This is a genomic window from Janibacter hoylei PVAS-1, from assembly GCF_000297495.1.
GTDB lineage: Bacteria > Actinomycetota > Actinomycetes > Actinomycetales > Dermatophilaceae > Janibacter > Janibacter hoylei.
Map to the genome: position 1 here is coordinate 1 of NZ_ALWX01000008.1, position 24878 is coordinate 24878.

34 protein-coding genes and 2 pseudogenes are annotated in these 24878 nt (G+C 70.0%); 30 read left to right on the plus strand and 6 right to left on the minus strand.

Annotated features, from left to right (window positions below):
* Positions 1-487, minus strand: a 487-nt coding sequence (locus B277_RS02195; protein ID WP_007924646.1) for a hypothetical protein, incomplete at its 3' end; no start/stop codon positions are given.
* An 82-nt stretch (positions 488-569) separates the two neighbouring features.
* Between B277_RS02195 and B277_RS15670 the strand changes: the two genes are divergently transcribed.
* Both B277_RS15670 and B277_RS02210 read left to right on the plus strand, forming a co-directional pair.
* On the plus strand, positions 570-1082 hold the full coding sequence (locus B277_RS15670) for a LuxR C-terminal-related transcriptional regulator (protein WP_157986935.1): 513 nt from the start codon (positions 570-572) through the stop codon (positions 1080-1082).
* 152 nt (positions 1083-1234) lie between these two features.
* Positions 1235-1924, plus strand: a complete 690-nt coding sequence (locus B277_RS02210; RefSeq protein WP_007924649.1) for a hypothetical protein — start codon at positions 1235-1237, stop codon at positions 1922-1924.
* Positions 1925-1984: 60 nt separating this feature from the next.
* Here B277_RS02210 and B277_RS02215 read toward each other — a convergent pair whose 3' ends face one another.
* The 5 genes and pseudogenes from B277_RS02215 to B277_RS02230 all read right to left on the minus strand — a co-directional run bounded on the left by B277_RS02215 (position 1985) and on the right by B277_RS02230 (position 5465).
* Positions 1985-2698 (minus strand): ABC transporter permease, encoded by a 714-nt coding sequence (locus B277_RS02215; protein ID WP_007924651.1) that lies wholly within the window; start codon positions 2696-2698, stop codon positions 1985-1987.
* Entirely contained in the window at positions 2695-3207 is a 513-nt protein-coding gene (locus B277_RS18650) for an ATP-binding cassette domain-containing protein (protein WP_007924653.1), read from the minus strand. Before B277_RS18650 ends, B277_RS02215 begins: the two co-directional genes overlap by 4 nt.
* A 109-nt stretch (positions 3208-3316) precedes the next feature.
* Positions 3317-3541 (minus strand): annotated as a pseudogene (locus B277_RS19420) (ATP-binding cassette domain-containing protein); the annotation flags it as partial.
* 65 nt (positions 3542-3606) lie between these two features.
* Positions 3607-4509 (minus strand): ABC transporter permease, encoded by a 903-nt coding sequence (locus B277_RS02225; protein ID WP_007924655.1) that lies wholly within the window; start codon positions 4507-4509, stop codon positions 3607-3609.
* Positions 4506-5465 carry an ABC transporter ATP-binding protein gene (locus B277_RS02230; protein ID WP_007924657.1) on the minus strand — a complete coding sequence of 320 codons (960 nt, stop codon included), beginning with the start codon at positions 5463-5465 and terminating at the stop codon, positions 4506-4508. The genes B277_RS02225 and B277_RS02230 overlap by 4 nt, the downstream gene beginning before the upstream one ends.
* Before the next feature lie 165 nt (positions 5466-5630).
* Between B277_RS02230 and B277_RS02235 the strand changes: the two genes are divergently transcribed.
* The 28 genes and pseudogenes from B277_RS02235 (at position 5631) to meaB (ending at position 24861) form a co-directional block, all read left to right on the plus strand.
* Positions 5631-6728, plus strand: a complete 1098-nt coding sequence (locus B277_RS02235; protein WP_007924659.1) for a YihY/virulence factor BrkB family protein — start codon at positions 5631-5633, stop codon at positions 6726-6728.
* A gap of 334 nt (positions 6729-7062) precedes the next feature.
* Positions 7063-7371 (plus strand): 30S ribosomal protein S10, encoded by a 309-nt coding sequence (gene rpsJ, locus B277_RS02240; protein ID WP_007924661.1) that lies wholly within the window; start codon positions 7063-7065, stop codon positions 7369-7371.
* Between the two features lie 17 nt (positions 7372-7388).
* Positions 7389-8045, plus strand: coding sequence for a 50S ribosomal protein L3 (gene rplC, locus B277_RS02245; protein ID WP_007924663.1), 657 nt, complete (start codon positions 7389-7391; stop codon positions 8043-8045).
* A 1-nt stretch (position 8046) separates the two neighbouring features.
* Positions 8047-8700, plus strand: a complete 654-nt coding sequence (gene rplD / locus B277_RS02250) for a 50S ribosomal protein L4 (protein WP_007924665.1) — start codon at positions 8047-8049, stop codon at positions 8698-8700.
* Complete coding sequence (gene rplW / locus B277_RS02255; RefSeq protein ID WP_007924667.1) at positions 8697-9014, plus strand: 50S ribosomal protein L23; 318 nt, start codon at positions 8697-8699, stop codon at positions 9012-9014. Before rplD ends, rplW begins: the two co-directional genes overlap by 4 nt.
* Before the next feature lie 22 nt (positions 9015-9036).
* Positions 9037-9873 (plus strand): 50S ribosomal protein L2, encoded by an 837-nt coding sequence (gene rplB, locus B277_RS02260; protein WP_007924676.1) that lies wholly within the window; start codon positions 9037-9039, stop codon positions 9871-9873.
* Positions 9874-9888: 15 nt separating this feature from the next.
* Positions 9889-10170, plus strand: coding sequence for a 30S ribosomal protein S19 (gene rpsS, locus B277_RS02265; protein WP_007924678.1), 282 nt, complete (start codon positions 9889-9891; stop codon positions 10168-10170).
* Positions 10170-10538: a 50S ribosomal protein L22 gene (rplV, locus tag B277_RS02270; protein WP_007924680.1), complete on the plus strand. Its 369-nt coding sequence runs from the start codon at positions 10170-10172 to the stop codon at positions 10536-10538. The genes rpsS and rplV overlap by 1 nt, the downstream gene beginning before the upstream one ends.
* 40 nt (positions 10539-10578) lie before the next feature.
* On the plus strand, positions 10579-11349 hold the full coding sequence (gene rpsC, locus B277_RS02275) for a 30S ribosomal protein S3 (protein WP_007924681.1): 771 nt from the start codon (positions 10579-10581) through the stop codon (positions 11347-11349).
* Positions 11350-11396: 47 nt separating this feature from the next.
* Complete coding sequence (gene rplP / locus B277_RS02280) at positions 11397-11816, plus strand: 50S ribosomal protein L16 (RefSeq protein WP_007924683.1); 420 nt, start codon at positions 11397-11399, stop codon at positions 11814-11816.
* Positions 11816-12028: pseudogene (gene rpmC / locus B277_RS02285) on the plus strand (50S ribosomal protein L29); the annotation flags it as partial. The gene rplP and the pseudogene rpmC, both read left to right, overlap by 1 nt.
* 38 nt (positions 12029-12066) lie before the next feature.
* Complete coding sequence (gene rpsQ / locus B277_RS02290; protein WP_040880590.1) at positions 12067-12330, plus strand: 30S ribosomal protein S17; 264 nt, start codon at positions 12067-12069, stop codon at positions 12328-12330.
* A gap of 109 nt (positions 12331-12439) precedes the next feature.
* On the plus strand, positions 12440-12808 hold the full coding sequence (rplN, locus tag B277_RS02295) for a 50S ribosomal protein L14 (protein WP_007924689.1): 369 nt from the start codon (positions 12440-12442) through the stop codon (positions 12806-12808).
* Between the two features lie 3 nt (positions 12809-12811).
* Positions 12812-13150: a 50S ribosomal protein L24 gene (gene rplX / locus B277_RS02300; protein ID WP_007924691.1), complete on the plus strand. Its 339-nt coding sequence runs from the start codon at positions 12812-12814 to the stop codon at positions 13148-13150.
* A 1-nt stretch (position 13151) separates the two neighbouring features.
* The gene (gene rplE / locus B277_RS02305; RefSeq protein ID WP_007924697.1) at positions 13152-13727 is read left to right on the plus strand and encodes a 50S ribosomal protein L5; all 576 of its coding nucleotides are present in this window, start codon (positions 13152-13154) and stop codon (positions 13725-13727) included.
* Between the two features lies 1 nt (position 13728).
* A complete protein-coding gene (locus B277_RS02310) occupies positions 13729-13914 on the plus strand; it encodes a type Z 30S ribosomal protein S14 (protein WP_007924699.1) in 186 nt (61 codons plus the stop codon).
* A gap of 130 nt (positions 13915-14044) precedes the next feature.
* Complete coding sequence (gene rpsH, locus B277_RS02315) at positions 14045-14443, plus strand: 30S ribosomal protein S8 (protein WP_007924701.1); 399 nt, start codon at positions 14045-14047, stop codon at positions 14441-14443.
* Positions 14444-14455: 12 nt separating this feature from the next.
* On the plus strand, positions 14456-14992 hold the full coding sequence (gene rplF / locus B277_RS02320; protein ID WP_007924703.1) for a 50S ribosomal protein L6: 537 nt from the start codon (positions 14456-14458) through the stop codon (positions 14990-14992).
* Positions 14993-14995: 3 nt separating this feature from the next.
* Positions 14996-15370, plus strand: coding sequence for a 50S ribosomal protein L18 (gene rplR / locus B277_RS02325; protein WP_007924705.1), 375 nt, complete (start codon positions 14996-14998; stop codon positions 15368-15370).
* Between the two features lie 34 nt (positions 15371-15404).
* Positions 15405-16070 (plus strand): 30S ribosomal protein S5, encoded by a 666-nt coding sequence (gene rpsE, locus B277_RS02330; protein WP_007924707.1) that lies wholly within the window; start codon positions 15405-15407, stop codon positions 16068-16070.
* Positions 16070-16252, plus strand: coding sequence for a 50S ribosomal protein L30 (gene rpmD, locus B277_RS02335; RefSeq protein WP_007924709.1), 183 nt, complete (start codon positions 16070-16072; stop codon positions 16250-16252). Before rpsE ends, rpmD begins: the two co-directional genes overlap by 1 nt.
* 2 nt (positions 16253-16254) lie before the next feature.
* Positions 16255-16740: a 50S ribosomal protein L15 gene (gene rplO, locus B277_RS02340; protein WP_007924711.1), complete on the plus strand. Its 486-nt coding sequence runs from the start codon at positions 16255-16257 to the stop codon at positions 16738-16740.
* A 197-nt stretch (positions 16741-16937) separates the two neighbouring features.
* Positions 16938-18260 (plus strand): preprotein translocase subunit SecY, encoded by a 1323-nt coding sequence (gene secY, locus B277_RS02345; protein ID WP_007924727.1) that lies wholly within the window; start codon positions 16938-16940, stop codon positions 18258-18260.
* Positions 18260-18823, plus strand: a complete 564-nt coding sequence (locus B277_RS02350) for an adenylate kinase (RefSeq protein ID WP_007924738.1) — start codon at positions 18260-18262, stop codon at positions 18821-18823. Before secY ends, B277_RS02350 begins: the two co-directional genes overlap by 1 nt.
* A gap of 4 nt (positions 18824-18827) precedes the next feature.
* Complete coding sequence (map, locus tag B277_RS02355) at positions 18828-19676, plus strand: type I methionyl aminopeptidase (protein ID WP_007924740.1); 849 nt, start codon at positions 18828-18830, stop codon at positions 19674-19676.
* Positions 19677-19833: 157 nt separating this feature from the next.
* Positions 19834-21660 carry a methylmalonyl-CoA mutase subunit beta gene (locus tag B277_RS02360; protein ID WP_007924742.1) on the plus strand — a complete coding sequence of 609 codons (1827 nt, stop codon included), beginning with the start codon at positions 19834-19836 and terminating at the stop codon, positions 21658-21660.
* Entirely contained in the window at positions 21657-23867 is a 2211-nt protein-coding gene (scpA, locus tag B277_RS02365; RefSeq protein WP_007924744.1) for a methylmalonyl-CoA mutase, read from the plus strand. The genes B277_RS02360 and scpA overlap by 4 nt, the downstream gene beginning before the upstream one ends.
* A complete protein-coding gene (gene meaB / locus B277_RS02370) occupies positions 23860-24861 on the plus strand; it encodes a methylmalonyl Co-A mutase-associated GTPase MeaB (protein ID WP_007924749.1) in 1002 nt (333 codons plus the stop codon). Before scpA ends, meaB begins: the two co-directional genes overlap by 8 nt.
* Positions 24862-24878: the final 17 nt, after the last annotated feature.

Here is a 24878-nt window from a genome sequence, read left to right on the forward strand (position 1 = left end):
CGGGGGAGTGCCCGCGGCGAGGCGRMCGTAGAGGGGTGAGCACCTGGCAGCTCGGCGGTCGGTCAGGGGTCGTGACCGGGGCCGCGGCGGGGTCGACCCGCGCGTGGTGGGGGACGTGCCCGCCGCAGACGTCGCGGATGGTCTCGGCGACCTCGGCGAGTCCCACGGTCGGCTCGATCCAGGCGACGGCGCCCTCGGCCGCCGCCCGTCGGGCGAAGGGGGTCTCGCGCTCCGGGCCGATGATGATGGTCTGCGAGCCGAGGCGGCGCAGGGCACGCACCTTGAGCGGCAGGGGCACGTGGTCGTCGAGCAGGGCGTCCAGGACGACGAAGGGGCCCGTGAAGTCCCACTCCTCCTGGAAGTGCACCCACGAGTGGACAGCGGTCGTCACGCGCAGGGGCCGCTCTCCGCGGCGCAGCTCGTGACGCAGGGCCGTCGTGACGACGGGGGAGGTGTGGACCAGGTCCAGCCGGATCGAGGTGGGCATCGGGCACGATGGTGGCATGTCCGTGCCTCCCGTGGTCTCCGTGTGGTCTCCGTGGCGGTTGCACGCGGACTCCGTCACCGTCGTGCTGGGTGAGCACGGGTTCCGCACGCAAGTCGTCGATGACCCGGTGGAGGTGGACGGGCTGCTCGTCGCGAGCGCGATGACAGCCGATCAGGGGCAGCTGCTGCGCGAACGGGCGAGCGCGGGCCGGTCGACGATCGTCTGGGGAGGGACTCTCCCGCCGCCGCGGATCGCTGAGCTGCGTGATGCCGGGGCGCTGGCCTACGTTTCGATGCTGCACGCACCCAGCGAGCTCGTCGCCGTCGTCTCGGACGTGCTGTCCGGTGAGGACGTGCCGTGGACCGACGCGGTCGGGCCGCTCCCGACGTTGACGGAGCGCGAGCAGGGCGTGGCCCGTGCCTATCTCGTCGACCACGCCGACCGCACCCGTGCCCAGGTGGCGCAGATCCTGGGCATCAGTGACCGCACACTCAAGGTGCACATCGCCAACATCAGGACCAAGGCCGGGCACCGGGGGACCCATACCCGGGAGGGGCTGCGGCGCGCGCTGACCGTTCGCGCGTGGCTGGACTAGTCCTTTTGAGGGCATTTGGTCGCGGGTGAGTCAGGTCTCCCTAGGGTCGTGCGTGGCAGCTCGACAGGGGGCTGTCATGGGGAGGAACCCACTCACGTGCCGTGCGACGTGCCCGGTGCGCCCTGCACGCGCCTGTCCGCAGAGAGACTGTCATGACTCAGGACATCACGACCACCGGCCCGTCCCGCCGCTCCATCGCGAAGGGCGCCGCCTGGGCCGTCCCCAGCGTGGCCGTCGCGGCCGCTGCGCCGTCACTCGCCGCGTCGACCGAGCCGCCGTGCGCCCCGCAGACCTGCGCCTACCCGCTCGTCTCCGCGCTGCAGGTCATCGCCACCCGTAATGCCAACAACACGAGCTCGAGTATCAGCTTCACGGGCGCCATCACGGCGGCCATCACGCCGTGCACCGGTCTGCTGTCGCTCGGCGTGGCCACCCTGCGCCGCGTCGAGGTGACGTGGCAGAGCCGCGCGGCGCGGCCCCCCTACACCGGCTCTGGCATCTCTGCCACCACGACGACGACCTCCTCCAACTACAACCTCGCGCTGGGCGTCAACGCTGCGGGCGCGCTCATCATCCCCACGCTGAGCATCAGCGTCCCCAATGTCCGCAACATCCAGAGCGGTGTGTACGCCGACGTCGTGGTGGGCTCGCTCCCGTCCCGCCCGACGCGGCTGTGCTTCGACATCGACTACACCCGCATCATCGGCGGCGGCCTGCCTCCGCAGGAGTGCCAGGCCAGGGTGTGCATCGACACGGCAGTCCTCGTCGCGGTGGGCGTGATCTCCAACATCGGTGGAGGTGTCGCCACCTTCACCGTCGCCGACATCGGCGGCGCTCGCTGACTTCGACCCGCCATTGCTGAGGGCCCCCGGCACGCCTGCCGGGGGCCCTCGCGCGTGCCCTCAGATCTCCGAGATCGTCGTCCGCGCCAGCCGCCGCCCGGCCAGGGCGGCGCCCGCGACGAGCACGACGAGCGCGGCGGGGGCGGCGAACCACGGCGACGGGTGGGCCTCGAGCCCGAGCCCCGCGTGGAGGATGCTCCCGCCGAAGGCCCGCGCGGACAGGTACTCGGCCGGGTCGAGCGCCGACGTGAGCAGGGCCTCCCAGACGAGCCAGTAGAGCAGGCACCCGGTGACGCTGCGCTTGACGAGCAGCGCGAGCAGGGCGAAGGCACCCGTGTAGGCGATGGCCGAGACCGTGCCGCCGAGGAGGGCGCTCCACCACAGGCTGCCGTCGACGCCGACCATGATGAGCGCGGCGAGCGCCATCGGCACCACGGCGAAGAGCACAGAGCTGGCGAGGATGACGAGCATCTTGCTCGCGACGATCACCCACCGCGGGATCGGCTTGCTCAGCAGGTAGATGATCGACCCGTCGTCGATCTCCGAGGTGATGAGCGTCGTCGTGCCGATGAGCGTGACGACCGGGACGACGACCCCGATGCCGAAGGTGCGCACGAGGTCGAGCGGCCCGCCGGTCGGGTCGAGCGGGCCCGTCGGAGCGAGGCGGATGAGGAGCGCGAGCCCGAGCAGGGCGCCCGCCATCGCGACGAGGACGAGGACCCGCACGCGCCCGAGCAGGGAGCGCAGGGCCAGACGGATGATCGCGGGACTCATCGGCTCACCAGGTATCCGAAGATGCTCTCGAGCGACTCGTCGGTCGGCGTCAGCTCGAAGATGCGGATGTCGTGCTCCCGGGCCACCCGGGGAGCGGTGCGGGCGAAGCCGCCGAAGTCGTCGGCCTCGAGCTCGAGGTACCGGTCGCCGTGCAGCCGTACCCCGCGCACGCTCGAGCCGGCGAGCAGGGCGGCGGCGAGCGCGCGGTTGTCGCTGCTGCGGATGCGGTACTGGTTGGGGCGGTCGGTCATGAGCCGGCGGATCTCGGTGCGGTCGCCCGAGGCCGCGTGCCGCCCGGAGACGATGACCTCGATCTGCCCGGCGAGCGACTCGACCTCCTCGAGGATGTGCGAGCTGAAGACGATCGTGCGGCCCTGAGCCGCGTAGTCCGACAGCAGCGTGGCCATCGCGTGGCGCTGGATCGGGTCCATGCCGTTGAAGGGCTCGTCGAGCAGCAGCACCGGCGGGTCGTGGACGAGCGCCGAGGCCATCTTGACCCGCTGCCGCATGCCCTTGCTGAAGGTCCCGACCGGCCGGTCGGCCGCCCCCCTCGAGGTCGACGAGCCGGATCGCGTGGTCGGTCGCGGCCCGCGCCGACGGCAGCTGGTGCAGGTCGGCGTTGAGCCGGACGAACTGGCGGGCGGTGAGGAAGTCGTAGACCGACTCCTGCACGGGCACCAGCCCGATCTGCCGGTACGTCCCCGTGTCCTGACGAAGGGGGTGACCGTCCAGTGTCGCGGTGCCCGCAGAGGGCGCGAGCAGCCCGGCCATGATCGACAGGATCGTCGACTTGCCGGCGCCGTTGGGTCCGAGCAGACCGGTGATGCCGGGGCCGACGTCCATCGTCACGTCGTTGACGGCGACGACGTTGCCGAACCATCGGCTCACGGACTCCAGGTGCAGCGTGCTCACAGCGAGGCCACCGATCGCATCCGGGCGACAAGCGCGGCGGTGGGCACGGCCACCCACGCGACGCACACGAGGACCGCGAGCGGGACGTACCACCCTTCGGGCTGGGGGAGGGTCGCATTGGCCGGCGGATCGCCGAAGAGGCCCGAGACCAGCTCGGCGACCGCGGTGAAGGGGTGGGCCGAGGCGACGAGCTGGCCGATGCCGTCCCGCTGCAGCTCGAAGGTGATGGCCAGCGCCATCGTGATCATCGCGGAGGGGACCATGAGCACGACGATGATCGCGGCGAGCGCGAGACCGGACTTCGTCGCGAGGGTCGAGACGAGCGCCGAGATCGCGGCGAGCACGAGGGAGAGCACGGCGACGCCGACGAGGGCGGCGCCGAAGCGCTGCGCGTGCAGACCGGTGTCCACACCCGTCGAGAGCGCGCAGGCGAACCACACGAGCATCGGGGTGATGATGACGAGGAAGGTCGCCGTCGTCAGCGCCGCGAGCCGGGTGAGCACGAAGCGCGTGCGGGAGACCGGCCGGGCGAAGTACAGGACGATCGTGCGGTATCGCAGGTCGCGGGCGAAGAGCACCGGCGCCTGGGTCGCGACGAAGATCGTGATGAGCAGCTGGGTCCAGTAGGGGTAGCCGAAGTAGTTGGACGGGGCCGCGCCCATGCCCGCCGGGGCCTGCGCCGCCTGGATGCTCAGCGCGCCGAGCACGACGGCGGGCAGGGCCATGAGGGCCATCGTCAGCCACGGCATGATCTTGGCCCTGCCCGAGCGGCCGATGCCGAAGGCCTGCGCCAGGGAGTTGCGGTAGAGCTCGAGGGTGATGGCGCCGTCGCCGAGGCGGCCGCCGCGAAATCCGCGGTAGCCGAGGTCGTGGATGACGCTGCGCGGGGGAGAGGTCATGCGTGCGGTCCTCCGGGGTGGGCGGCGGCGGCCGGCGAAGGGGGAGTGTGGAAGACCTCGTCGAGGGTGTGGCGCCGCTCCTGCACGCGCACGAGCCCCAGGGCGAGGTCGACGGCCGCGTCGCGGATGGCGTCGAGGTCCTCGGGGCGCTCGATGCGCACCTCGACGTCGGGGCCGGCGGGCCAGGCGGTGATCCCCCGGTCGAGCAGGGCCTGCCCGAGGGCCCGGTCGCTGCCGGGCGGGCCGAGTACCTCGACGACGACCGTGCCGGTGCTCTGGGTGAGGTCCGAGGTGCGCGACGCGCGCAGCAGCCGGCCGCTGTCGAGCACGACGATGCTGTCGGCGGTGCGCTCGAGCTCGCCGAGCAGGTGGCTCGTCACGACGACGGAGATGCCGAAGTCGGCGTGGAGCCGGGCGATGAGGTCGAGCATGTCGTCGCGGGCCCGGGGGTCGAGCCCGCTCGTCGGTTCGTCGAGGAAGACGAGCGCCGGGTCGTGGACGAGGGCCTGGGCGAGCTTGGCCCGTTGCTTCATGCCGGTCGAGTAGCCGCCCATCGCCCGATGGCGCTCCTCGTCGAGGCCGACGTGCCGCAGCACGTCGGAGGCTCGCTCGCGGCTGGCCTGACGGGGCAGCCCGGACATCAGGGCCATGTGGAGGACGAAGTCCGCGGCGCTGACGTCCGCGGGCAGGCAGTCGTGCTCGGGCATGTACCCGACGAGGGCGCGGACGTCCCTCCCGTCGGCCCCGGGATCGCGACCGAGGACCTCGACGGTGCCGGCGGTGGCCGGCAGCAGGCCGAGGAGGATCTTGATGAGCGTCGACTTGCCGGCGCCGTTGACGCCCACGACGCCGGTGATGCCGGGGTCGACCCGCAGGGTGAGCGCGTCGAGCGCGCTCACCGGGCCGTAGCGCTTGCTCAGGTGGTCGGTGACGACGACCGGCCGGTGCTCGGTCACGCTGCCCCTCCTCGTCGGTGGTCCCGGCTCCCCGTGTGCCGGACGCAGTCACACCCTAACCAGCCGGCGCGGACGCGCCGTGACCTGACGATCACGGCGCGGGGGACCCCCTTCGCCATAGGCTGGGGGAGCCCGCCCCACCCGACCACGGAGACGCCACGCCACATGGCCAACGACGAGAGCACCGCGACCGAGGACCTCGCCCCCGAGGAGGAGGGCCTCGACGAGGAGGTCAAGCCCTCCATCCGAGAGATGAAGAAGCGCGGCTGGACCATGGCCGTCAAGCGCGCGATCAAGGAGTTCAGCGCCGACGGGTGCACCGACCTCGCCGCCGCCCTCACCTACTTCTCCGTCCTGTCGATCTTCCCGGCGCTGCTGGCGCTCGTCTCGATCATCGGCCTCGTCGGCGACCCGCAGGAGACCAAGCAGACCCTGCTCGACGTCATCGGCCAGCTCGGCCAGGGCAGCGTCGTCGACACCCTCGAGGGGCCCATCGACCAGATGGTCAACAGCTCGGGTGCCGGCTTCGGCCTCGTCATCGGTATCGCCGGCGCGCTGTGGTCAGCCTCGGGGTACGTCGGCGCCTTCGGCCGGGCCCTCAACAAGATCTACGAGGTGCCGGAGGGGCGCGGCTTCATCAAGCTGCGCCCGATGCAGCTCGTCGTCACTGCGGTCCTGCTCGTCATGGCCGCAGCGATCATCCTGTCCGTCGCCGTGAGCGGTGAGCTGGCCCGCGCCATCGGCAACACCATCGGCCTCGGCGACGCCGCCGTCATGACGTGGAACATCGCCAAGTGGCCGGTCATCCTGCTCGTCGTGATCTTCATGGTCGGCCTGCTCTACTGGGCGACGCCCAACGTGCAGCAGCCGAAGTTCCGCTGGCTCACCCCCGGCGCCGCCGTCGCCATCGTCGTGGCGATCCTCGCCTCGGTGGCCTTCGGCTTCTACGTCTCCAACTTCGGCTCCTACTACAACAAGACCTACGGCTCCCTCGCCGGCGTCATCGTCTTCCTGCTCTGGCTGTGGATCCTCAACAACGTGCTGCTCCTCGGCGCCGAGCTGGACTCCGAGATCGAGCGATCCCGCCAGCTGCAGGCCGGCATGGCGGCCGAGGAGGACCTGCTGCTGCCCCTGCGGGACACGACGAAGTCCGATGCGGCGGAGGAGGCGCAGGTCGAGGTCGTCGAGGAGGCCCGCTCGTTGCGCATCCAGGGCCTGAAGGACCAGGGTCGATCCACGGCTGACCTCGCCGACCAGGACTAGTCAAGGACCGCCCGGCCCCGATTTGGACTGGGCCTGCAGCCTCTGGCACACTAGTCAGGTTGCTTGTTGAGCGGTGACGCCTCGATCGGCCTTTGCCACGATCGGGTGTGTTTCCGACACGCTGATGACAACGCATCGAACCGCTTCGGGCGGGGCGACACATCGGCAGCCACAGCACGATCCGGGTGATCCGGGTCGACGACCAGACCGACGACCTGCCCTTTGGCGCGTCGTCGGGCCGCGGAGCGGGTGCGACACACCCGACCGCGTGGGTCGGAGGCCGGGCAGCCGACCAGAGACCAGGCAAGACGGCGAGAGAGAGACGGACACACAGATGGCGGGACAGAAGATCCGCATCCGGTTGAAGTCGTATGACCACGAGGTCATCGACAACTCGGCGCGAAAGATCGTCGACACCGTGACCCGTGCCGGCGCAACGGTGGTGGGCCCCGTCCCGCTGCCGACGGAGAAGAACGTGTTCTGCGTCATCCGTTCGCCGCACAAGTACAAGGACAGCCGCGAGCACTTCGAGATGCGCACCCACAAGCGCCTCATCGACATCATCGACCCGACGCCCAAGGCCGTCGACTCGCTGATGCGCCTCGACCTCCCGGCTGACGTCAACATCGAGATCAAGCTCTGATCCGGGAGAGACGAGAAATGACCACCACTGCCACCAAGACCGTCAAGGGCGTGCTCGGCGAGAAGCTCGGCATGACGCAGGTCTGGGACGACGAGAACCGTCTCGTCCCGGTCACCGTCATCCAGGCCGGCCCGTGCGTCGTGACCCAGGTCCGCAACGTCGAGACCGACGGCTACGACGCCGTCCAGATCGCCTACGGCGCCATCGACCCCCGCAAGGTCAACCAGCCCAAGAGCGGCCACTTCGCCAAGGCCGGTGCCACCCCGCGTCGCCACCTCGTCGAGCTCCGCACCGCGGACGCCTCCGAGTACACCCTCGGCCAGGAGGTGACCGTCGAGCTGTTCGAGAACGGCCAGTCCATCGACGTCACCGGCACCACCAAGGGCAAGGGCTTCGCCGGTGTCATGAAGCGTCACGGCTTCGCCGGTGTCAGCGCCTCCCACGGTGCCCACCGCAACCACCGCAAGCCCGGCTCGATCGGTGGCTGCGCCACCCCGGGTCGTGTCTTCAAGGGCATGCGCATGGCCGGCCGCATGGGCGGCGTGCGCCAGACCACCCAGAACCTCACGATCCACGCCGTGGACGCCGAGAAGGGCCTGCTGCTCGTCAAGGGCGCCGTCCCCGGCCCCCGCGGCGGCGTCGTCCTCGTCCGCACCGCGGTGAAGGGAGCCTGACGTGCCGACCATCGACATCATCAGCCCGCAGGGTGCCGCCACCGGCACCGTCGAGCTGCCCGCCGAGATCTTCGACGTGGCGGTCAACGTCCCGCTGATCCACCAGGTCGTCGTCGCCCAGCTCGCTGCCGCGCGCCAGGGCACGCACGCGACCAAGACCCGCGCGGACGTGCGCGGTGGTGGTCGCAAGCCGTACCGGCAGAAGGGCACCGGCCGCGCCCGTCAGGGCTCGACCCGTGCGCCGCAGTTCGCCGGCGGTGGCACCGTCCACGGCCCGCAGCCGCGTGACTACGGTCAGCGCACCCCCAAGAAGATGAAGGCCGCCGCCCTGCGCGGTGCCCTCTCCGACCGGGCGCGTCACGGCCGCATCCACGTGCTCAGCGCGCTCGTCGAGGGCGACACCCCCTCGACGAAGTCCGTCGCCTCCGTCCTCGGTGGCCTGAGCGAGCGCAAGAACCTGCTCGTCGTCATCGAGCGCGGCAACGAGTCCGCGTGGAAGTCCGTGCGCAACCTCGCCGACGTCCACGTCCTCGCGGCCGACCAGCTCAACACGTACGACGTGCTGTGCGCCGACGACATCGTCTTCACCCAGGCGGCTCTCGAGGCCTTCCTCGCCGGCCCCGCGCCCAAGACTGCAGAGGAGGCGTCCAAGTGACTGAGTCCATCTCGAATGCGTCCCAGCTCAAGGACCCGCGCGACATCCTGATCCGTCCCGTCGTGTCGGAGAAGTCGTACGGCCTGCTCGACGAGGGGAAGTACACCTTCATCGTCGACCCGCGGGCCAACAAGACCGAGATCAAGATCGCCGTCGAGCAGATCTTCGACGTCAAGGTCGACTCCGTGCACACGATGAACCGTGTCGGCAAGGCCCGACGCACGCGGTTCGGCACCGGTAAGCGCAAGGACACGAAGCGCGCGATCGTCACCCTCCGCGAGGGCACGATCGACATCTTCGGCGGCCAGGGCTGACGGAGAGGACAAGGAAGAATCCATGGGAATCCGTAAGTACAAGCCGACCACCCCGGGTCGACGCGGCAGCTCCGTCGCCGACTTCGTCGAGGTCACGCGCTCCACGCCCGAGAAGTCGCTGGTCCGCCCGCTGACCAAGTCCGGTGGCCGCAACTCCACCGGTCGCATCACCACCCGTCACATCGGTGGTGGCCACAAGCGCGCCTACCGCGTCATCGACTTCCGTCGCCACGACAAGGACGGCATCCCGGCGAAGGTCGCTCACATCGAGTACGACCCCAACCGCACCGCCCGCATCGCGCTGCTGCACTACGCAGACGGCGAGAAGCGCTACATCCTGGCGCCGAACAAGCTCGCGCAGGGCACCGTCATCGAAAACGGCCCGTCCGCCGACATCAAGGTGGGCAACAACCTGCCGCTGCGCAACATCCCGAACGGTACGACGATCCACGCGGTGGAGCTTCGTCCCGGCGGCGGCGCCAAGCTGGCCCGCTCCGCGGGTGCCAGCATCCAGCTGCTCGCCAAGGAGGGGCCGTACGCCACGCTGCGCATGCCCTCCGGTGAGGTCCGTCGCGTCGACGTGCGCTGCCGCGCCACCGTCGGCGAGGTCGGCAACGCCGAGCAGTCGAACATCAACTGGGGCAAGGCCGGCCGCATGCGGTGGAAGGGCAAGCGCCCGACCGTCCGTGGTGTCGTCATGAACCCGGTCGACCACCCGCACGGTGGTGGCGAGGGCCGGACCTCCGGTGGCCGTCACCCCGTCTCGCCCTGGGGCAAGCCCGAGGGCCGTACCCGGCGTCCCGGCAAGGCGAGCGACAAGCTCATCGTCCGTCGCCGCCGCACCGGCAAGAAGCGCTGATAGGAGCCTTTGGACATGCCTCGTAGTTTGAAGAAGGGCCCCTTCATCGACGACCACCTTCAGAAGAAGGTCGACGTCCAGAACGAAGCGGGCACCAAGAACGTCATCAAGACCTGGTCGCGCCGTTCGGTGATCTCGCCGGACATGCTCGGCCACACCTTCGCCGTACACGACGGCCGCAAGCACGTCCCGGTGTTCGTCACCGAGGCGATGGTCGGCCACAAGCTCGGCGAGTTCGCACCGACCCGCACCTTCCGCGGTCACGTGAAGGACGACAAGAAGGGACGTCGTCGCTGATGCCTGCCACCGAGACCACCGAGCAGGAGGCGCTGTTCGCCCGCGCCTCCGCGCGTCACGTCCGCGTCACCCCGCAGAAGGCGCGTCGTGTCGTCGACATGATCCGCGGCAAGGACACGCAGACCGCGATCGCGACCCTGCAGTTCGCGCCCCAGGGTGCTGCCGAGCCGACCCTCAAGGTCCTCAACAGCGCCATCGCCAACCTGCGCGTCAAGGCCGACGAGGCCGGGGAGCCCTTCGACGAGCGCAACCTCGTCATCTCCTCCGCCTTCGTCGACGAGGGCCCGACGATGAAGCGTTTCCGTCCGCGGGCCCAGGGCCGCGCCGGCCGGATCAACAAGCGCACCAGCACATCACCGTCCTCGTGACGAGCAAGCCTGAGAAGGCCGCGAAGGGAGGGACCCGCTGATGGGTCAGAAGATCAACCCGCACGGCTTCCGTCTGGGCATCACCACCGACCACAAGAGCCGCTGGTTCGCCGACTCCAACAAGGAGGGTCAGCGCTACCGCGACTACGTCAAGGAAGACGTCGCGATCCGCAAGCTCATGTCCACGGGCATGGAGCGCGCCGGCATCGCCCGCGTCGAGATCGAGCGCACTCGCGACCGCGTCCGTGTGGACATCCACACCGCGCGTCCGGGCATCGTCATCGGTCGCCGTGGCGCCGAGGCCGACCGCATCCGCGGTGAGCTCGAGAAGCTCACGGGCAAGCAGGTCCAGCTGAACATCCTCGAGGTCAAGAACCCCGAGGTGGAGGCCCAGCTCGTCGCCCAGGGCATCGCCGAGCAGCTCGCTGCTCGCGTCACCTTCCGTCGCGCCATGCGCAAGGGCATGCAGTCCTCCCTTCGCGCCGGCGCCAAGGGCATCCGGATCCAGTGCTCCGGCCGCCTCGGTGGTGCCGAGATGTCCCGCTCCGAGTTCTACCGCGAAGGTCGCGTGCCGCTGCACACCCTCCGCGCGAACATCGACTACGGCTTCTACGAGGCCCGCACGACCTTCGGTCGCATCGGCGTCAAGGTCTGGATCTACAAGGGCGACATGACCGAGAAGGAGTTCGCGGCCCAGCAGGCGACCGCCGCTCCGCGTGGTCGTGGCCCGCGTCGCGACCGCGACGACCGTCCCGCCCGCGCCCGTCGCGGCGACCGCAACGAGGGCCAGGCCCAGGCCGCCCCCCGCTGAGGCTCCCGCCGCCGAGGCGCCGGCCAAGACCGAGGGAGAGTCCTGAGATGTTGATCCCCCGACGGGTCAAGCACCGCAAGCAGCACCACCCCAAGCGCTCCGGCATGGCGAAGGGCGGCACCACCGTCGCCTTCGGTGACTACGGCCTCCAGGCGCTCGCGCCGGCCTACGTGACCAACCGTCAGATCGAGGCCGCGCGTATCGCCATGACGCGCTACATGAAGCGTGGCGGCAAGGTCTGGATCAACATCTACCCGGACCGTCCGCTCACCAAGAAGCCGGCTGAGACCCGCATGGGTTCCGGTAAGGGCTCGCCCGAGTGGTGGGTCGCCAACGTCAAGCCCGGCCGGATCATGTTCGAGATCTCCGGCGTGGACGAGGAGACCGCTCGCGAGGCCATGCGCCTGGCGATGCACAAGCTGCCGATGAAGTGCCGCTTCGTCGTGCGTGAGGGTGGTGGCAACTGATGGCAGTCGGATCCAAGGACCTGACCCCGGTCGAGCTGCGTGAGCTGACCGACGACCGTCTGGTCGACGAGCTGCGCAAGGCCAAGGAGGAGCTGTTCAACCTCCGCTTCCAGTCGGCCACCGGCCAGCTCGAGAGCCACGGCCGCCTGCGTGCGGTCCGCAAGGACATCGCCCGGATCTACACCGAGATGCGCGAGCGCGAGCTCGGGATCGGTGAGTCCAAGTGAGCGAGAACGTGAAGGAAGAGACTGTGACCACCTCCGAGCGCAACGACCGCAAGACGCGCCGCGGCTACGTCGTCAGCGACAAGATGGACAAGACCGTCGTCGTCGAGGTCGAGGACCGCGTCAAGCACGCCCTCTACGGCAAGGTCATGCGCAAGACCTCCAAGGTCAAGGCGCACGACGAGGGCAACACCGCCGGTGTCGGCGACCTGGTCCTCATCATGGAGACCCGTCCGCTGTCGTCCAGCAAGCGCTGGCGCATCGTCGAGATCCTCGAGAAGGCCAAGTAAGGCCACCCCGGTCGCGAAGGGGGCACCAGCCCCCTTCGCCCGGACGAAGACCACATCAGTTCGGCCAGGCTCGCCACGGCGAGAACCAGCACGACGACAGGAGTGAGAAGTGATCCAGCAGGAGTCGCGACTGCGCGTCGCCGACAACACCGGTGCCAAGGAGATCCTGTGCATCCGTGTGCTCGGTGGCTCCGGCCGCCGGTATGCCGGCATCGGCGACACCATCGTCGCCACCGTCAAGGACGCCATCCCGGGTGGCAACGTCAAGAAGGGCGATGTCGTCAAGGCCGTCATCGTCCGCACCACCAAGGAGCGTCGTCGTAACGACGGTTCCTACATCAAGTTCGACGAAAACGCCGCCGTCATCCTCAAGGCCGACGGCGAGCCGCGCGGGACGCGCATCTTCGGCCCGGTCGGTCGCGAGCTGCGCGACAAGAAGTTCATGAAGATCGTCTCGCTCGCACCGGAGGTGATCTGATCCATGGCAAAGCTCAAGATCAAGAAGGGCGACCTCGTCCAGGTCCTGTCCGGCAAGGACAAGGGCCTGCAGGGCAAGGTCATCTCGGTCAACACCGAGACGCAGCGCGTCGTGGTCGAGGGTGTCCAGCGGGTCACCCGCCACACCAAGGCCGGCTTCGGCGGTCAGGCCGGTGGCCTGGTCGTCTCCGAGGCGCCGATCCACGTGAGCAACGTGGCGATCGTCGACCCCGAGGACAACAAGCCGACCCGCATCAAGACCCGCGTCGAGACCGTCGAGCGCGACGGTCGCACCAAGGCGAGCCGCACCCGCGTCGCGGGTCGCTCGGGCAAGGACCTCTGAGATGACTGACACCATCGAGACCCCGGCCGTCCAGGCCCCGCGTCTGAAGGCCACCTACGCCGACAAGGTCGTCCCCGCGCTGCAGGAGCAGTTCGGGTACGGCAACGCGATGCAGGTTCCCCGCGTCGTCAAGGTCGTCGTCAACATGGGCGTCGGCGACGCTGCGAAGGACAGCAAGCTGATCGAGGGCGCGATCCGCGACCTGACCGCCATCACCGGTCAGAAGCCGCAGGTCACCAAGGCCCGCAAGTCCATCGCGCAGTTCAAGCTGCGCGAGGGCATGCCGATCGGTTGCCACGTCACCCTGCGCGGTGCGCGCATGTGGGAGTTCCTCGACCGCCTCACCGCGGTCGCGCTGCCCCGCATCCGTGACTTCCGTGGCCTGAGCCCGAAGCAGTTCGACGGCAACGGCAACTACACCTTCGGTCTGACCGAGCAGTCGATGTTCCACGAGATCGACCAGGACAAGATCGATCGCGTCCGCGGTATGGACATCACCGTGGTCACCACTGCGACGAACGACGACGAGGGCCGCGCGCTGCTCAAGCAGCTGGGCTTCCCCTTCAAGGAGAACTGACATGGCGAAGACCGCCCTGATCAACAAGGCGAACAAGAAGCCGAAGTTCAAGGTCCGCGGCTACACGCGGTGCCAGCGCTGCGGCCGGCCCCACTCGGTCTACCGCAAGTTCGGTCTGTGCCGTGTGTGCCTGCGCGAGATGGCGCACCGCGGCGAGCTCCCCGGCGTGACGAAGTCCAGCTGGTGACCCACCGGGGGTCCGGCCGCCGGCAGGACCCCGCTGCGACACCCGTCGCACCAACCCCACGAACCGTTCTACATCGAAGGTCGCTCCGCTCCAGGAGGGAAACCGCGATGAGAGAGGGCAGGCAGAGCCCATGACCATGACCGACCCGATTGCGGACATGCTGACCCGCGTCCGGAACGCCAACTCGGCGCACCACGACGAGGTCTCCATGCCGTACTCCAAGCTCAAGTCGCACATCGCGGAGATCCTCCAGGCGGAGGGTTTCATCGCGGGCTGGACCGTCGAGGAGGCGACCGTCGGCAAGACGCTGACGATCAACCTCAAGTACGGCCCCAACCGTGAGCGTTCCATCGCGGGCGTGCGCCGGGTGTCCAAGCCCGGTCTGCGCGTCTACGCGAAGTCCACCAACCTGCCGAAGGTGCTCGGCGGCCTGGGCGTGGCGATCATCTCCACGTCCTCCGGCCTCCTCACCGACAAGCAGGCCGCAACCAAGGGTGTGGGCGGGGAAGTCCTCGCCTACGTCTGGTAAGGGGAAGCAGACATGTCGCGAATCGGACGACTCCCGGTCGCCATCCCCAGCGGTGTCGACATCGCCATCGAGGGCCAGACCGTCAAGGTCAAGGGCCCCAAGGGCGAGCTGCAGATCAACGTGACCGAGCCGATCACGGTCTCCCAGACCGACAACGGCATCGAGGTCGCGCGCCCGGACGACGAGCGCGAGTCGCGCTCGCTGCACGGCCTGACCCGCAGCCTCATCAACAACATGGTCGTCGGTGTCACCGAGGGCTACGAGAAGAAGCTCGAGATCCACGGCACGGGTTACCGCGTGCAGAACAAGGGCGGTTCGCTCGAGTTCGCGCTCGGCTACAGCCACCCGATCACCGTCGAGGCCCCCGAGGGGATCAGCTTCAACGTCGAGAACCCCACGCGCTTCAGCGTCCAGGGCATCGACAAGCAGCTCGTCGGCGAGACGGCTGCCAACATCCGCAAGCTCCGCCGTCCCGACCCGTACAAGGGCAAGGGTGTCCGGTACGAGGGCGAGCACATCCGTCGCAAGGTCGGAAAGGCTGGTAAGTAAGCCATGGCCAAGATCATCAAGCGTGCCAAGGGCAAGAGCGCCGCGCGCGGCCGTCGCCACCTGCGCCTGCGCAAGAAGGTCAACGGGACCGCGCTGCGGCCCCGTCTGGTCGTCAGCCGCAGCAGCCGCCACGTCTTCGTCCAGGTCGTCGACGACACGGTCGGCAAGACCGTCGCGTCCGCGTCGACCATGGAGGCCGACGTGCGTGCCCTCGAGGGTGACAAGACCGACCGGGCCAAGAAGGTCGGTCAGCTCGTCGCCGAGCGTGCCAAGGCCACCGGCGTCGACGCGGTCGTCTTCGACCGTGGCGGCAACCGGTACCACGGCCGCGTCGCCGCCATCGCGGACGGCGCGCGCGAAGGGGGTCTGACGCTGTGATGCAGACCCTGAACGTCGAGAAGAGGAACATCTGATGCCCGGACCCCAGCGTCGAGGCGCCGGTGCCGCAGGCACCAACGAGCGCTCCAACAACGACCGTCGCGACAACCGCGGTGGTGGCCGTGACCGTCGTGACGGTGGCCGCGACCGCAACGAGAGCCAGTTCCTCGAGCGTGTCGTGACCATCAACCGTGTCGCCAAGGTCGTCAAGGGTGGTCGTCGCTTCAGCTTCACCGCCCTGGTCGTCGTCGGTGACGGTGACGGCACCGTCGGTGTCGGCTACGGCAAGGCCAAGGAGGTCCCGGCCGCGATCGCCAAGGGTGTCGAGGAGGCGAAGAAGAACTTCTTCACCGTCCCGCGCATCCAGGGCACGATCCCGCACCCCATCCAGGGTGAGGCCGCGGCCGGCGTCGTCATGCTCCGTCCGGCCTCCCCGGGTACCGGTGTCATCGCCGGTGGTCCGGTGCGCGCCGTCCTCGAGTGCGCCGGCATCCACGACGTGCTGTCCAAGAGCCTCGGCTCGGACAACGCGATCAACATCGTCCACGCGGCAGTCGCGGCCCTCAAGGGCCTCGAGCGTCCGGAGGCCGTCGCGGCTCGCCGCGGTCTGCCTCTGGACGAGGTCGCCCCGGCAGCCATGCTGCGCGCTCAGGCCGCTGGTCGCGCCGAGGCCGCCGAGAAGGCAAAGGCGGGTGCGTGATGGCTCGACTCAAGGTGACCCAGACCCGTTCCGAGATCGGTGGCAAGCAGAACCAGCGGGACACGCTGCGCAGCCTCGGTCTGAAGCGCATCGGCGACGTCGTCGTCAAGGAGGACCGCCCGGAGATCCGTGGCATGGTCCAGACGGTTCGCCACCTGGTGACCGTCGAGGAGGTTGACTGATCATGGCTGACTCCAAGGCCACCCCCAACGAGGAGCAGGGCTCGACCCACGCCCTCAAGGTGCACCACCTGCGTCCGGCCCCCGGAGCCAAGACCGCGAAGACCCGTGTGGGTCGCGGTGAGGGCTCCAAGGGCAAGACCGCCGGTCGCGGTACCAAGGGCACGAAGGCCCGGTACCAGGTGCCGGAGCGCTTCGAGGGCGGTCAGACGCCGCTGCACATGCGTCTGCCCAAGCTCCGCGGCTTCAAGAACCCCTTCAAGGTCGACTACCAGGTCGTCAACCTCGACCGCATCGCCTCCCTCTTCCCGGAGGGTGGCAGCATCGGGGTCGACGAGCTCGTGGCGAAGGGAGCCGTCCGCGACGGCCACCCCGTCAAGGTGCTCGGCTCCGGCGAGATCACGGTGAAGGTCGACCTCACGGTCGACGCCTTCTCCGCGAGCGCCAAGGAGAAGATCGAGGCGGCCGGCGGCAGCATCACCGCGCGCTGACCCCCTTCGGTCCTGCAGTCGAGGCCGTCCCGTCACCGGGGCGGCCTCGACGCGTCTGCGGGGCCGGACCCGCCCGCAGGTGGTCGCCTCGCGACCACCTGCACACGGCAGGTATCGTCTGACAGGTTGTGCCGCCGCCGGCGGTCACCGCCCGCAGCTCACATCTGCACCCACGGCACCGTCCTGGAGGAACCCACGTGCTCTCCGTCTTCACCCGGGCATTCAAGACGCCCGACCTGCGGCGCAAGCTGCTCTTCACGCTGGGCATCATCGTGCTCTTCCGCCTCGGGTCCCACGTGCCGACCCCGAACGTCAACTACACGGCGGTCCAGGACTGCATCGCCGGTGCACGCCAGGACGCGGGCAACAACTTCCTCGGGATGGCCAACCTCTTCAGCGGTGGCGCGCTCCTGCAGCTGTCGATCTTCGCGCTGGGGATCATGCCGTACATCACGGCGAGCATCATCGTGCAGCTGCTCACCGTCGTCATCCCCCGCTTCGAGGCGCTGAAGAAGGAGGGGCAGCAGGGCCAGGCGAAGATGACGCAGTACACCCGGTACCTGACCATCGCCCTCGCCGTGCTCCAGTCGGCCACCTTCATCACCTTCGCCCGCAACCCCGCGGCCCTCTTCAACAACGCCGAGTGCGGGCCGATCCTCTACCGCGACTCGATGTTCTCCATCGTCCTCATGGTCCTGACGATGACGGCCGGCACCGGCCTGATCATGTGGCTCGGTGAGCTCGTCACGGACAAGGGCGTCGGCAACGGCATGTCCCTGCTGATCTTCACCTCGATCACCGCGACCTTCCCCAGCTCGCTCTGGGCGATCCAGCAGCGCGACGGCCGCTGGGACCTCTTCTTCCTCGTCATCGCGATCGGCTTCGTCATCATCGCCGCCGTCGTCTTCGTCGAGCAGAGCCAGCGCCGGATCCCGGTGCAGTACGCCAAGAAGATGGTCGGGCGCCAGATGTACGGCGGCACGTCGACGTACATCCCGATCAAGGTCAACATGGCCAACGTCATCCCGATCATCTTCGCCAGCTCGATGCTCGCGCTGCCGCAGATGATCGCCCAGTTCCAGTCCGACCCGGCGGGCAACAACCCCGGGTGGGTCGACTGGATCAACACCTACCTCGTGCGTGGAGACCACCCCATCTACATGGCGGTCTTCACGGCGATGATCCTCTTCTTCACCTTCTTCTACGTCTCGATCACCTTCAACCCGACCGAGGTGGCCGACAACATGAAGAAGTACGGGGGATTCATCCCCGGTATCCGCGCCGGGCGACCCACGGCCGAGTACCTCCAGTACGTGCTCACCCGCATCACCGTGCCGGGAGCCATCTACCTCGCTCTGATCTCGTTGATCCCGCTCGTCGCCTTCGTGTGGATCGGGGCCAACCAGGACTTCCCCTTCGGCGGTGCGTCTATCCTCATCATGGTGGGCGTCGGTCTGGAGACGGTGAAGCAGATCGAGTCCCAGCTCCAGCAACGCCACTACGAAGGATTCCTCCGCTGATGCGTCTCATCATCTTGGGCCCCCCCGGGGCCGGCAAGGGCACCCAGGCCACCCAGATCGCCGAGCACTACGGCATCCCTGCCATCTCCACGGGTGACATCTTCCGGGCCAACATCAAGAACGAGACCGAGCTCGGTCTCCAGGTCAAGGAGATCCTCGCGTCCGGCGGCTACGTCTCCGACGACATCACCAATGCGATCGTCGAGGCGCGCCTGGCCGAGGACGACGCCGCATCGGGCTTCCTCCTCGACGGCTACCCGCGCACGACCGCGCAGGTCACCGCCCTCGACGCGATGCTCGCCAAGGGCGACCACTCGGTCGACAAGGTGCTCGAGCTCGTCGTCGACGACGAGGTCGTCGTCCAGCGCCTGCTCAAGCGGGCCGAGCTCGAGGGTCGCGCCGACGACACCGAGGAGGTCATCCGTGAGCGCATGGCCATCTACCACCGCGAGACCAAGCCGCTGTCCGACGCCTACGCGGAGCGCGGTCTCCTCGTGACCGTCGACGGCGAGGGCGAGGTCGACGAGGTCGCCGAGCGGATCGTCGCCACGCTCGGGGCCTGAGCACTTGGCCCTCTTCGGCCGCGAGCGGGTCCGCCCGCGCACCCCGGACCAGCTCCGGGCGATGCGCGTGGCGGGCCTTCTCGTCGCTCGGACCCTCGAGATGCTGCGCGCCGAGGCGCGCGCCGGTGTGACGACCGCGCACCTGGACGCCCTCGCGGAGGACTTCATCCGCAGCGGCGGCGGGGTCCCCAACTTCCAGCTCGTGCCGGGCTACTCGCACACGCTGTGCACCTCCGTCGGGGACGAGATCGTCCACGGCATCCCGGGGGAGCGCGTCCTGCGAGAGGGTGACCTGCTGAGCATCGACTGCGGCGCCGAGGTCGAGGGGTGGAACGGCGACAGCGCCATCACCCTCGTCGTCGGCGGTGACGGCGCCAGTGACCCCGCGGCGGCTCGGCTGTCCGAGGTGACCCGCCGCTCGCTGTGGGCCGGCATCGCGGCCTTCCGCCCCGGTGGCGACCTCAACGACATCGGCGGTGGCGTCGAGGACTCGATCCGCGCCGACGCCCGAGCCGACGGTGTCGACTACGGCATCGTCGAGGACTACACCGGCCACGGCATCGGTGAGCACATGCACCTGCCACCCAATGTCCCCAACTACCGCGTGCGCGGCCGCACGCCGCAGACCCCCGTCGGGTCCACCCTGGCCATCGAGCCGATGGTCACCCTCGGCGACCAGGCCAACCACGTCCTCGACGACGAGTGGACCGTCGTCACCGACGACGGCCAGCCGGCGGCCCACTGGGAGCACTCGGTCGCGCTCACCGAGCGCGGCATCTGGGTGCTCACCGCCCTCGACGGCGGCGAGGCCGAGCTGACGGCGCGGGGCGCCCCCTTCGGCCCGCTGGACTGAGCCGGCGGTGTGGTCCACGCGACGCTGGACATGCCGGTCGACACCGGCCGCGCGTCGGTAGGGTGCGAAGTCAGTCATGCCATCGGCCCGTGGGCCGGTGACCGGGTCGACGAGGAGAGTTGCACGGATGTCCCTTCCCCCAGCACACGACGACGTGATGGGGCTCGCCGCAGGCTTCCCGGCGACGAGTCCTGACGCGTGGGCCGAGCTCGCCGCCGGCGTCGTCAACAAGTCCCGCCCCGACGACCGCAAGGTGGACGCGGCCGGCGCCCGCGAGGCCCTGTCGAGCCACCTGCCCGGTGGCATCGACATCGACCCGATCTACTGGCCGCAGCCGGGGGAGACCCTCGGCCTGCCGGGCGCGATGCCCTTCACCCGTGGCCGTGCGCCGCGTGACCCCGACGTCCCCTGGGACGTGCGCCAGCTGCACGACGACCCCGATGCCGCGACCAGCCGGCGGGCCGTCCTCGACGACCTCGAGCGGGGGGTCACCTCCGTGTGGGTGCACGTCGGTGCCGACGGCGTCGCGGCCGACGACCTGGCCGAGGTGCTCGCGGACGTCCAGGTCGACCTGGCTCCCGTCGTCGTCAGCTCGGCCGACGACCAGGCCACCGCGGCCGCCGCCCTCGTCTCCGTCTGGGAGGCGAAGGGAGTCGACGCCGCCACCGTGCGTGGCAGCCTCGGCCACGACCCCATCGGCCAGGTCGCCGTGCGCGGTGGCACCCCCGACCTCGCGCCGCTGGCCGATGCCGTCGCGACCTGCCGCGACCGCTTCACGAGCGCGCGGGCCATCACCGTCGACTCCCGCGTGCACCACGACGCGGGCGCGAGCGACCAGGACGAGATCGCCCTCGCCCTGGCGACCGCCCTCGACTACGTGCGCCACCTGTCCGAGGCGGGCGTCGAGCCGGCCGAGGCCTTCCGCCGCATCGACTTCCGTGTCGCCGCGACCGCCGACCAGTTCACGACGATCGCCAAGCTGCGCGCGCTGCGCCGCACCTGGGCCCGCGTCGGTGAGGTGCTCGAGGTCCCCGAGGCCGACCGCGGCGCGTGGGTCCACGCCGTGACCTCGTGGCGGATGCAGACCCGCACCGACCCGTGGGTCAACCTGCTGCGCGACACCATCGCCTGCTTCGCGGCCGCTGCCGGTGGCGCGGACGCCGTCACCGTCCTGCCCTACGACCACGCGCTCGGCCTGCCGACCGCCTTCTCGCGGCGGGTCGCCCGCAACACGCAGTCGCTGCTGGCCTCCGAGTCCAATGTCGCGCGGGTCGCCGACCCGGCGGGCGGCTCCGCCTACGTCGAGTCGCTCACCGACTCGCTCGCCCGCGCGGCGTGGGCCTGGTTCGGCGAGCTCGACGCCGCCGGTGGCGCCGCCGCGGCACTCGCGTCGGGTGTGGTCGCCGAGCGTCTGGCTGCCACCCGCACCGAGCGCGATGCCGCCCTGGCGACCCGCGCCCTGCCCCTCACCGGCACCTCGACCTTCCCCCTCGCGGGGGAGACCCTGCTGACCCGCACGCCGCGCACCGAGCCGACCGGCGGCCTGCCGCGTCGCCGCGACAGCGAGGTCTTCGAGGACCTGCGCGAGCGCACCGCCGCCGGCGACGTCAGCGTGCCGGTGATCGCCCTCGGCCCGGCCAAGGAGCACACCGCCCGCCTGACCTTCGTCACCAACCTCCTCGGCGTCGCCGGCATCCGGCCCCACATCATCGAGGTCGCCGACGAGTCCACCGCACTCGACGCGGCGCAGGGGGCGCCCGTCGCCGTCGTCGCCAGCTCGGCGAAGGGCTACGCCGCCCACGCCGAGGCGAGCGTGGCCTCCCTTCGCTCGGCCGGGGTGGGGCGCGTCCTCGTCGCCGGCAGGGCCACGGAGGTCGGCGACACCACCGTCGACGGCGAGGTCCGCGACGGCATGGACGTCGTCGCCTTCCTCACCGACCTCCTCGACACCCTCGGCGCACCGCAGGCAGGAGCACAGGCATGAGCGCGCAGATCCCCACCTTCGACACCGTCGACCTCGGCGACGGGCGACCCTCCGACGACGCGGCCGCGCGCTGGCAGGAGGCGCTCGACGCGACCCCCGGCGCCCGCGACGGCTGGGAGACGCCGGAGAAGATCTCCGTCGCCCCCGTCTACACCGAGGCCGACACCGCCGACCTCGACTTCCTCGAGACGGCGCCCGGCGCGGCGCCCTTCCTCCGCGGGCCCTACCCGACGATGTACGTCAACCAGCCGTGGACGATCCGCCAGTACGCCGGCTTCTCGACGGCCGAGGAGTCCAACGCCTTCTACCGTCGCAACCTCGCGGCCGGGCAGAAGGGCCTGTCCGTCGCCTTCGACCTGGCGACCCACCGCGGCTACGACAGCGACCACCCGCGCGTCTCCGGTGACGTCGGCATGGCTGGTGTCGCCATCGACTCGATCTACGACATGCGCACGCTCTTCGACGGCATCCCGCTCGACCGGATGAGCGTCTCGATGACGATGAACGGCGCGGTCCTGCCGGTGCTTGCGCTCTACGTCGTCGCGGCCGAGGAGCAGGGGGTGAGCCCGGAGCAGCTGAGCGGCACCATCCAGAACGACATCCTCAAGGAGTTCATGGTCCGCAACACCTACATCTACCCGCCGGCGCCCTCGATGCGGATCATCTCCGACATCTTCGCGTACACCAGCCAGCGGATGCCGCGCTTCAACTCGATCTCGATCTCCGGCTACCACATGCAGGAGGCCGGGGCGACGCAGGACCTCGAGCTCGGCTACACCCTCGCCGACGGCATCGAGTACATCCGCGCCGGCAAGGCGGCGGGCATGGACGTCGACTCCTTCGCGCCGCGGCTGTCCTTCTTCTGGGCCATCGGCATGAACTTCTACATGGAGGTCGCCAAGCTGCGCGCCGCGCGCCTGCTGTGGGCGCGCCTGGTCAAGGAGAACTTCGCGCCGGACAATGCCAAGTCGCTCTCCCTGCGCACCCACTCGCAGACCTCCGGCTGGAGCCTCACCGCGCAGGACGTCTACAACAACGTCGTGCGCACGTGCATCGAGGCGATGGCCTCGACGCAGGGCCACACGCAGAGCCTGCACACCAATGCCCTCGACGAGGCGATCGCGCTGCCGACGGACTTCTCCGCGCGCATCGCCCGCAACACCCAGCTCGTGCTCCAGCAGGAGTCCGGCACGACGCGGGTCATCGACCCGTGGGGCGGCAGCGCCTACGTCGAGCGCCTGACCCACGACCTGGCGCAGCGGGCCTGGGCGCACATCGAGGAGGTCGAGGCCGCCGGCGGCATGGCCAAGGCCATCGAGGCCGGCATCCCCAAGATGCGCATCGAGGAGGCGGCCGCCCGCACCCAAGCCCGCATCGACTCCGGCCAGCAGCCGGTCATCGGCGTCAACACCTACCCGGTCACCGAGAGCACCGCCGACGAGGCCATCGAGATCCTCAAGGTCGACAACGCGGCGGTCCGCGCCTCCCAGATCGCCAAGCTCGAGCGCCTGCGCGCCGAGCGCGACGAGGACACCACCCGGGCCGCGCTCGCGGCCCTCACCGAGGCGGCCCGTGCCGAGGGCGGCTCGATGGAGACCAACCTGCTCGCGCTCGCGATCGACGCGGCCCGGGCCAAGGCGACGGTCGGCGAGATCTCCTCCGCGCTGGAGGAGGTCTACGGCCGCTACACCGCGCAGATCCGTACGATCTCCGGTGTGTACCGGGACGAGGCAGGCAAGGGCGGAGCCGTGGACGAGGTCCTGGCCAAGGTCGAGGACTTCGAGCAGGCCGAAGGGCGCCGCCCCCGCATCCTCGTCGCCAAGATGGGCCAGGACGGTCACGACCGTGGCCAGAAGGTCATCGCGACAGCCTTCGCCGACCTCGGCTTCGACGTCGACGTGGGCCCGCTCTTCCAGACCCCCGGCGAGGTGGCCCGTCAGGCCGTCGAGGGCGACGTGCACGTCGTGGGGGTGTCGTCGCTGGCCGCGGGTCACCTGACCCTGGTGCCGGCGCTGCGTCAGGAGCTCGACGCCCTCGGGCGCGAGGACCTGATGATCGTCGTGGGCGGGGTCATCCCCGACCAGGACTTCGAGGAGCTCCGTGCGGCGGGTGCCGACGACATCTACCCGCCCGGCACCGTCATCGCCGAGGCAGCCGGCCGACTCGTCGACCGCCTGCGGGAGCAGGCCGCCGGCACCGATGCCTGAGTCGGTCGCCGACCTGGCCCGGGGCGTGCGTGAGCGCTCCCGGGCACACATCGCGCGGGCGATCACGCTCGTCGAGTCCTCCCGCCCGGACCACCGGGAGCGGGCACGCGAGCTGCTCGCGCTGCTCGCCCCCGACACCGGTCAGGGCATGCGCGTGGGCATCTCGGGCATCCCGGGGGCCGGGAAGTCGACCTTCATCGACGCGCTCGGGACCCGGCTCATCGAGCGGGGCCACCGGGTCGCGGTCGTGGCCGTCGACCCGAGCAGCGCCCGTACCGGAGGCTCGGTCCTCGGTGACCGCACGCGGATGGCGCAGCTGACGGCGAGCGAGGATGCCTTCGTGCGACCCTCGCCCTCGGGCGCCCACCTCGGTGGCGTCGCGCGGGCGACCCGCGAGGGGATGCTCGTGCTCGAGGCCGCGGGCTTCGACGTCGTGCTCGTCGAGACCGTCGGCGTCGGTCAGTCCGAGGTCGCCGTCGCCGAGATGGTCGACACCTTCCTGCTCCTGGCACTGGCCCGGGGCGGCGACCAGCTGCAGGGCATCAAGCGCGGCATCCTCGAGATGGCTGACGTCATCGCGGTCAACAAGGCCGACGGCGAGCACGCCGGCGACGCGCGGGTCGCGGCCCGCGAGCTCTCCGGCGCCATGCGCCTGATGAACTCCGACCCCGACGCCCGCCGCCCCCCGGTCCTCACCTGCAGCGCCCAGACCGGCGACGGCCTCGACGAGGTGTGGGAGGCCGTCCTCGAGCACCGCCGCTGGCTCGAGTCGCAGGGCTCGCTGCACGCGCGCCGGGCCGAGCAGCAGCGTGAGTGGATGTGGGCGATGGTCGACTCCGAGCTGCGCGACGCCGTGCGTCGCTCGCCGCGCGTGCGCGAGCTGCTCGCCGAGATCACCCCGGGCGTGCGCACCGGGTCGGTGAGCGCCGTCGACGGGGCCGCCCGGATCATCGCGGCCTTCGGCGCCGACCTGGCGCAGCGCCCGGGCGAGTAGCCTGGGCGGCGCCGGCC

Coding starts and splice junctions, on each gene's coding strand:
- B277_RS02210 (WP_007924649.1), top strand. CDS start 1,235: ATGACTCAGGACATCACGACCACCGGCCCGTCCCGCCGCTCCATCGCG.
- B277_RS02215 (WP_007924651.1), bottom strand. CDS start 2,698: ATGAGTCCCGCGATCATCCGTCTGGCCCTGCGCTCCCTGCTCGGGCGC.
- B277_RS18650 (WP_007924653.1), bottom strand. CDS start 3,207: ATGCGGCAGCGGGTCAAGATGGCCTCGGCGCTCGTCCACGACCCGCCG.
- B277_RS02225 (WP_007924655.1), bottom strand. CDS start 4,509: ATGACCTCTCCCCCGCGCAGCGTCATCCACGACCTCGGCTACCGCGGA.
- B277_RS02235 (WP_007924659.1), top strand. CDS start 5,631: ATGGCCAACGACGAGAGCACCGCGACCGAGGACCTCGCCCCCGAGGAG.
- rpsJ (WP_007924661.1), top strand. CDS start 7,063: ATGGCGGGACAGAAGATCCGCATCCGGTTGAAGTCGTATGACCACGAG.
- rplC (WP_007924663.1), top strand. CDS start 7,389: ATGACCACCACTGCCACCAAGACCGTCAAGGGCGTGCTCGGCGAGAAG.
- rplB (WP_007924676.1), top strand. CDS start 9,037: ATGGGAATCCGTAAGTACAAGCCGACCACCCCGGGTCGACGCGGCAGC.
- rpsS (WP_007924678.1), top strand. CDS start 9,889: ATGCCTCGTAGTTTGAAGAAGGGCCCCTTCATCGACGACCACCTTCAG.
- rplV (WP_007924680.1), top strand. CDS start 10,170: ATGCCTGCCACCGAGACCACCGAGCAGGAGGCGCTGTTCGCCCGCGCC.
- rpsC (WP_007924681.1), top strand. CDS start 10,579: ATGGGTCAGAAGATCAACCCGCACGGCTTCCGTCTGGGCATCACCACC.
- rplP (WP_007924683.1), top strand. CDS start 11,397: ATGTTGATCCCCCGACGGGTCAAGCACCGCAAGCAGCACCACCCCAAG.
- rplX (WP_007924691.1), top strand. CDS start 12,812: ATGGCAAAGCTCAAGATCAAGAAGGGCGACCTCGTCCAGGTCCTGTCC.
- rplE (WP_007924697.1), top strand. CDS start 13,152: ATGACTGACACCATCGAGACCCCGGCCGTCCAGGCCCCGCGTCTGAAG.
- B277_RS02310 (WP_007924699.1), top strand. CDS start 13,729: ATGGCGAAGACCGCCCTGATCAACAAGGCGAACAAGAAGCCGAAGTTC.
- rpsH (WP_007924701.1), top strand. CDS start 14,045: ATGACCATGACCGACCCGATTGCGGACATGCTGACCCGCGTCCGGAAC.
- rplF (WP_007924703.1), top strand. CDS start 14,456: ATGTCGCGAATCGGACGACTCCCGGTCGCCATCCCCAGCGGTGTCGAC.
- rplR (WP_007924705.1), top strand. CDS start 14,996: ATGGCCAAGATCATCAAGCGTGCCAAGGGCAAGAGCGCCGCGCGCGGC.
- rpsE (WP_007924707.1), top strand. CDS start 15,405: ATGCCCGGACCCCAGCGTCGAGGCGCCGGTGCCGCAGGCACCAACGAG.
- rpmD (WP_007924709.1), top strand. CDS start 16,070: ATGGCTCGACTCAAGGTGACCCAGACCCGTTCCGAGATCGGTGGCAAG.
- rplO (WP_007924711.1), top strand. CDS start 16,255: ATGGCTGACTCCAAGGCCACCCCCAACGAGGAGCAGGGCTCGACCCAC.
- B277_RS02350 (WP_007924738.1), top strand. CDS start 18,260: ATGCGTCTCATCATCTTGGGCCCCCCCGGGGCCGGCAAGGGCACCCAG.
- B277_RS02360 (WP_007924742.1), top strand. CDS start 19,834: ATGGGGCTCGCCGCAGGCTTCCCGGCGACGAGTCCTGACGCGTGGGCC.
- scpA (WP_007924744.1), top strand. CDS start 21,657: ATGAGCGCGCAGATCCCCACCTTCGACACCGTCGACCTCGGCGACGGG.
- meaB (WP_007924749.1), top strand. CDS start 23,860: ATGCCTGAGTCGGTCGCCGACCTGGCCCGGGGCGTGCGTGAGCGCTCC.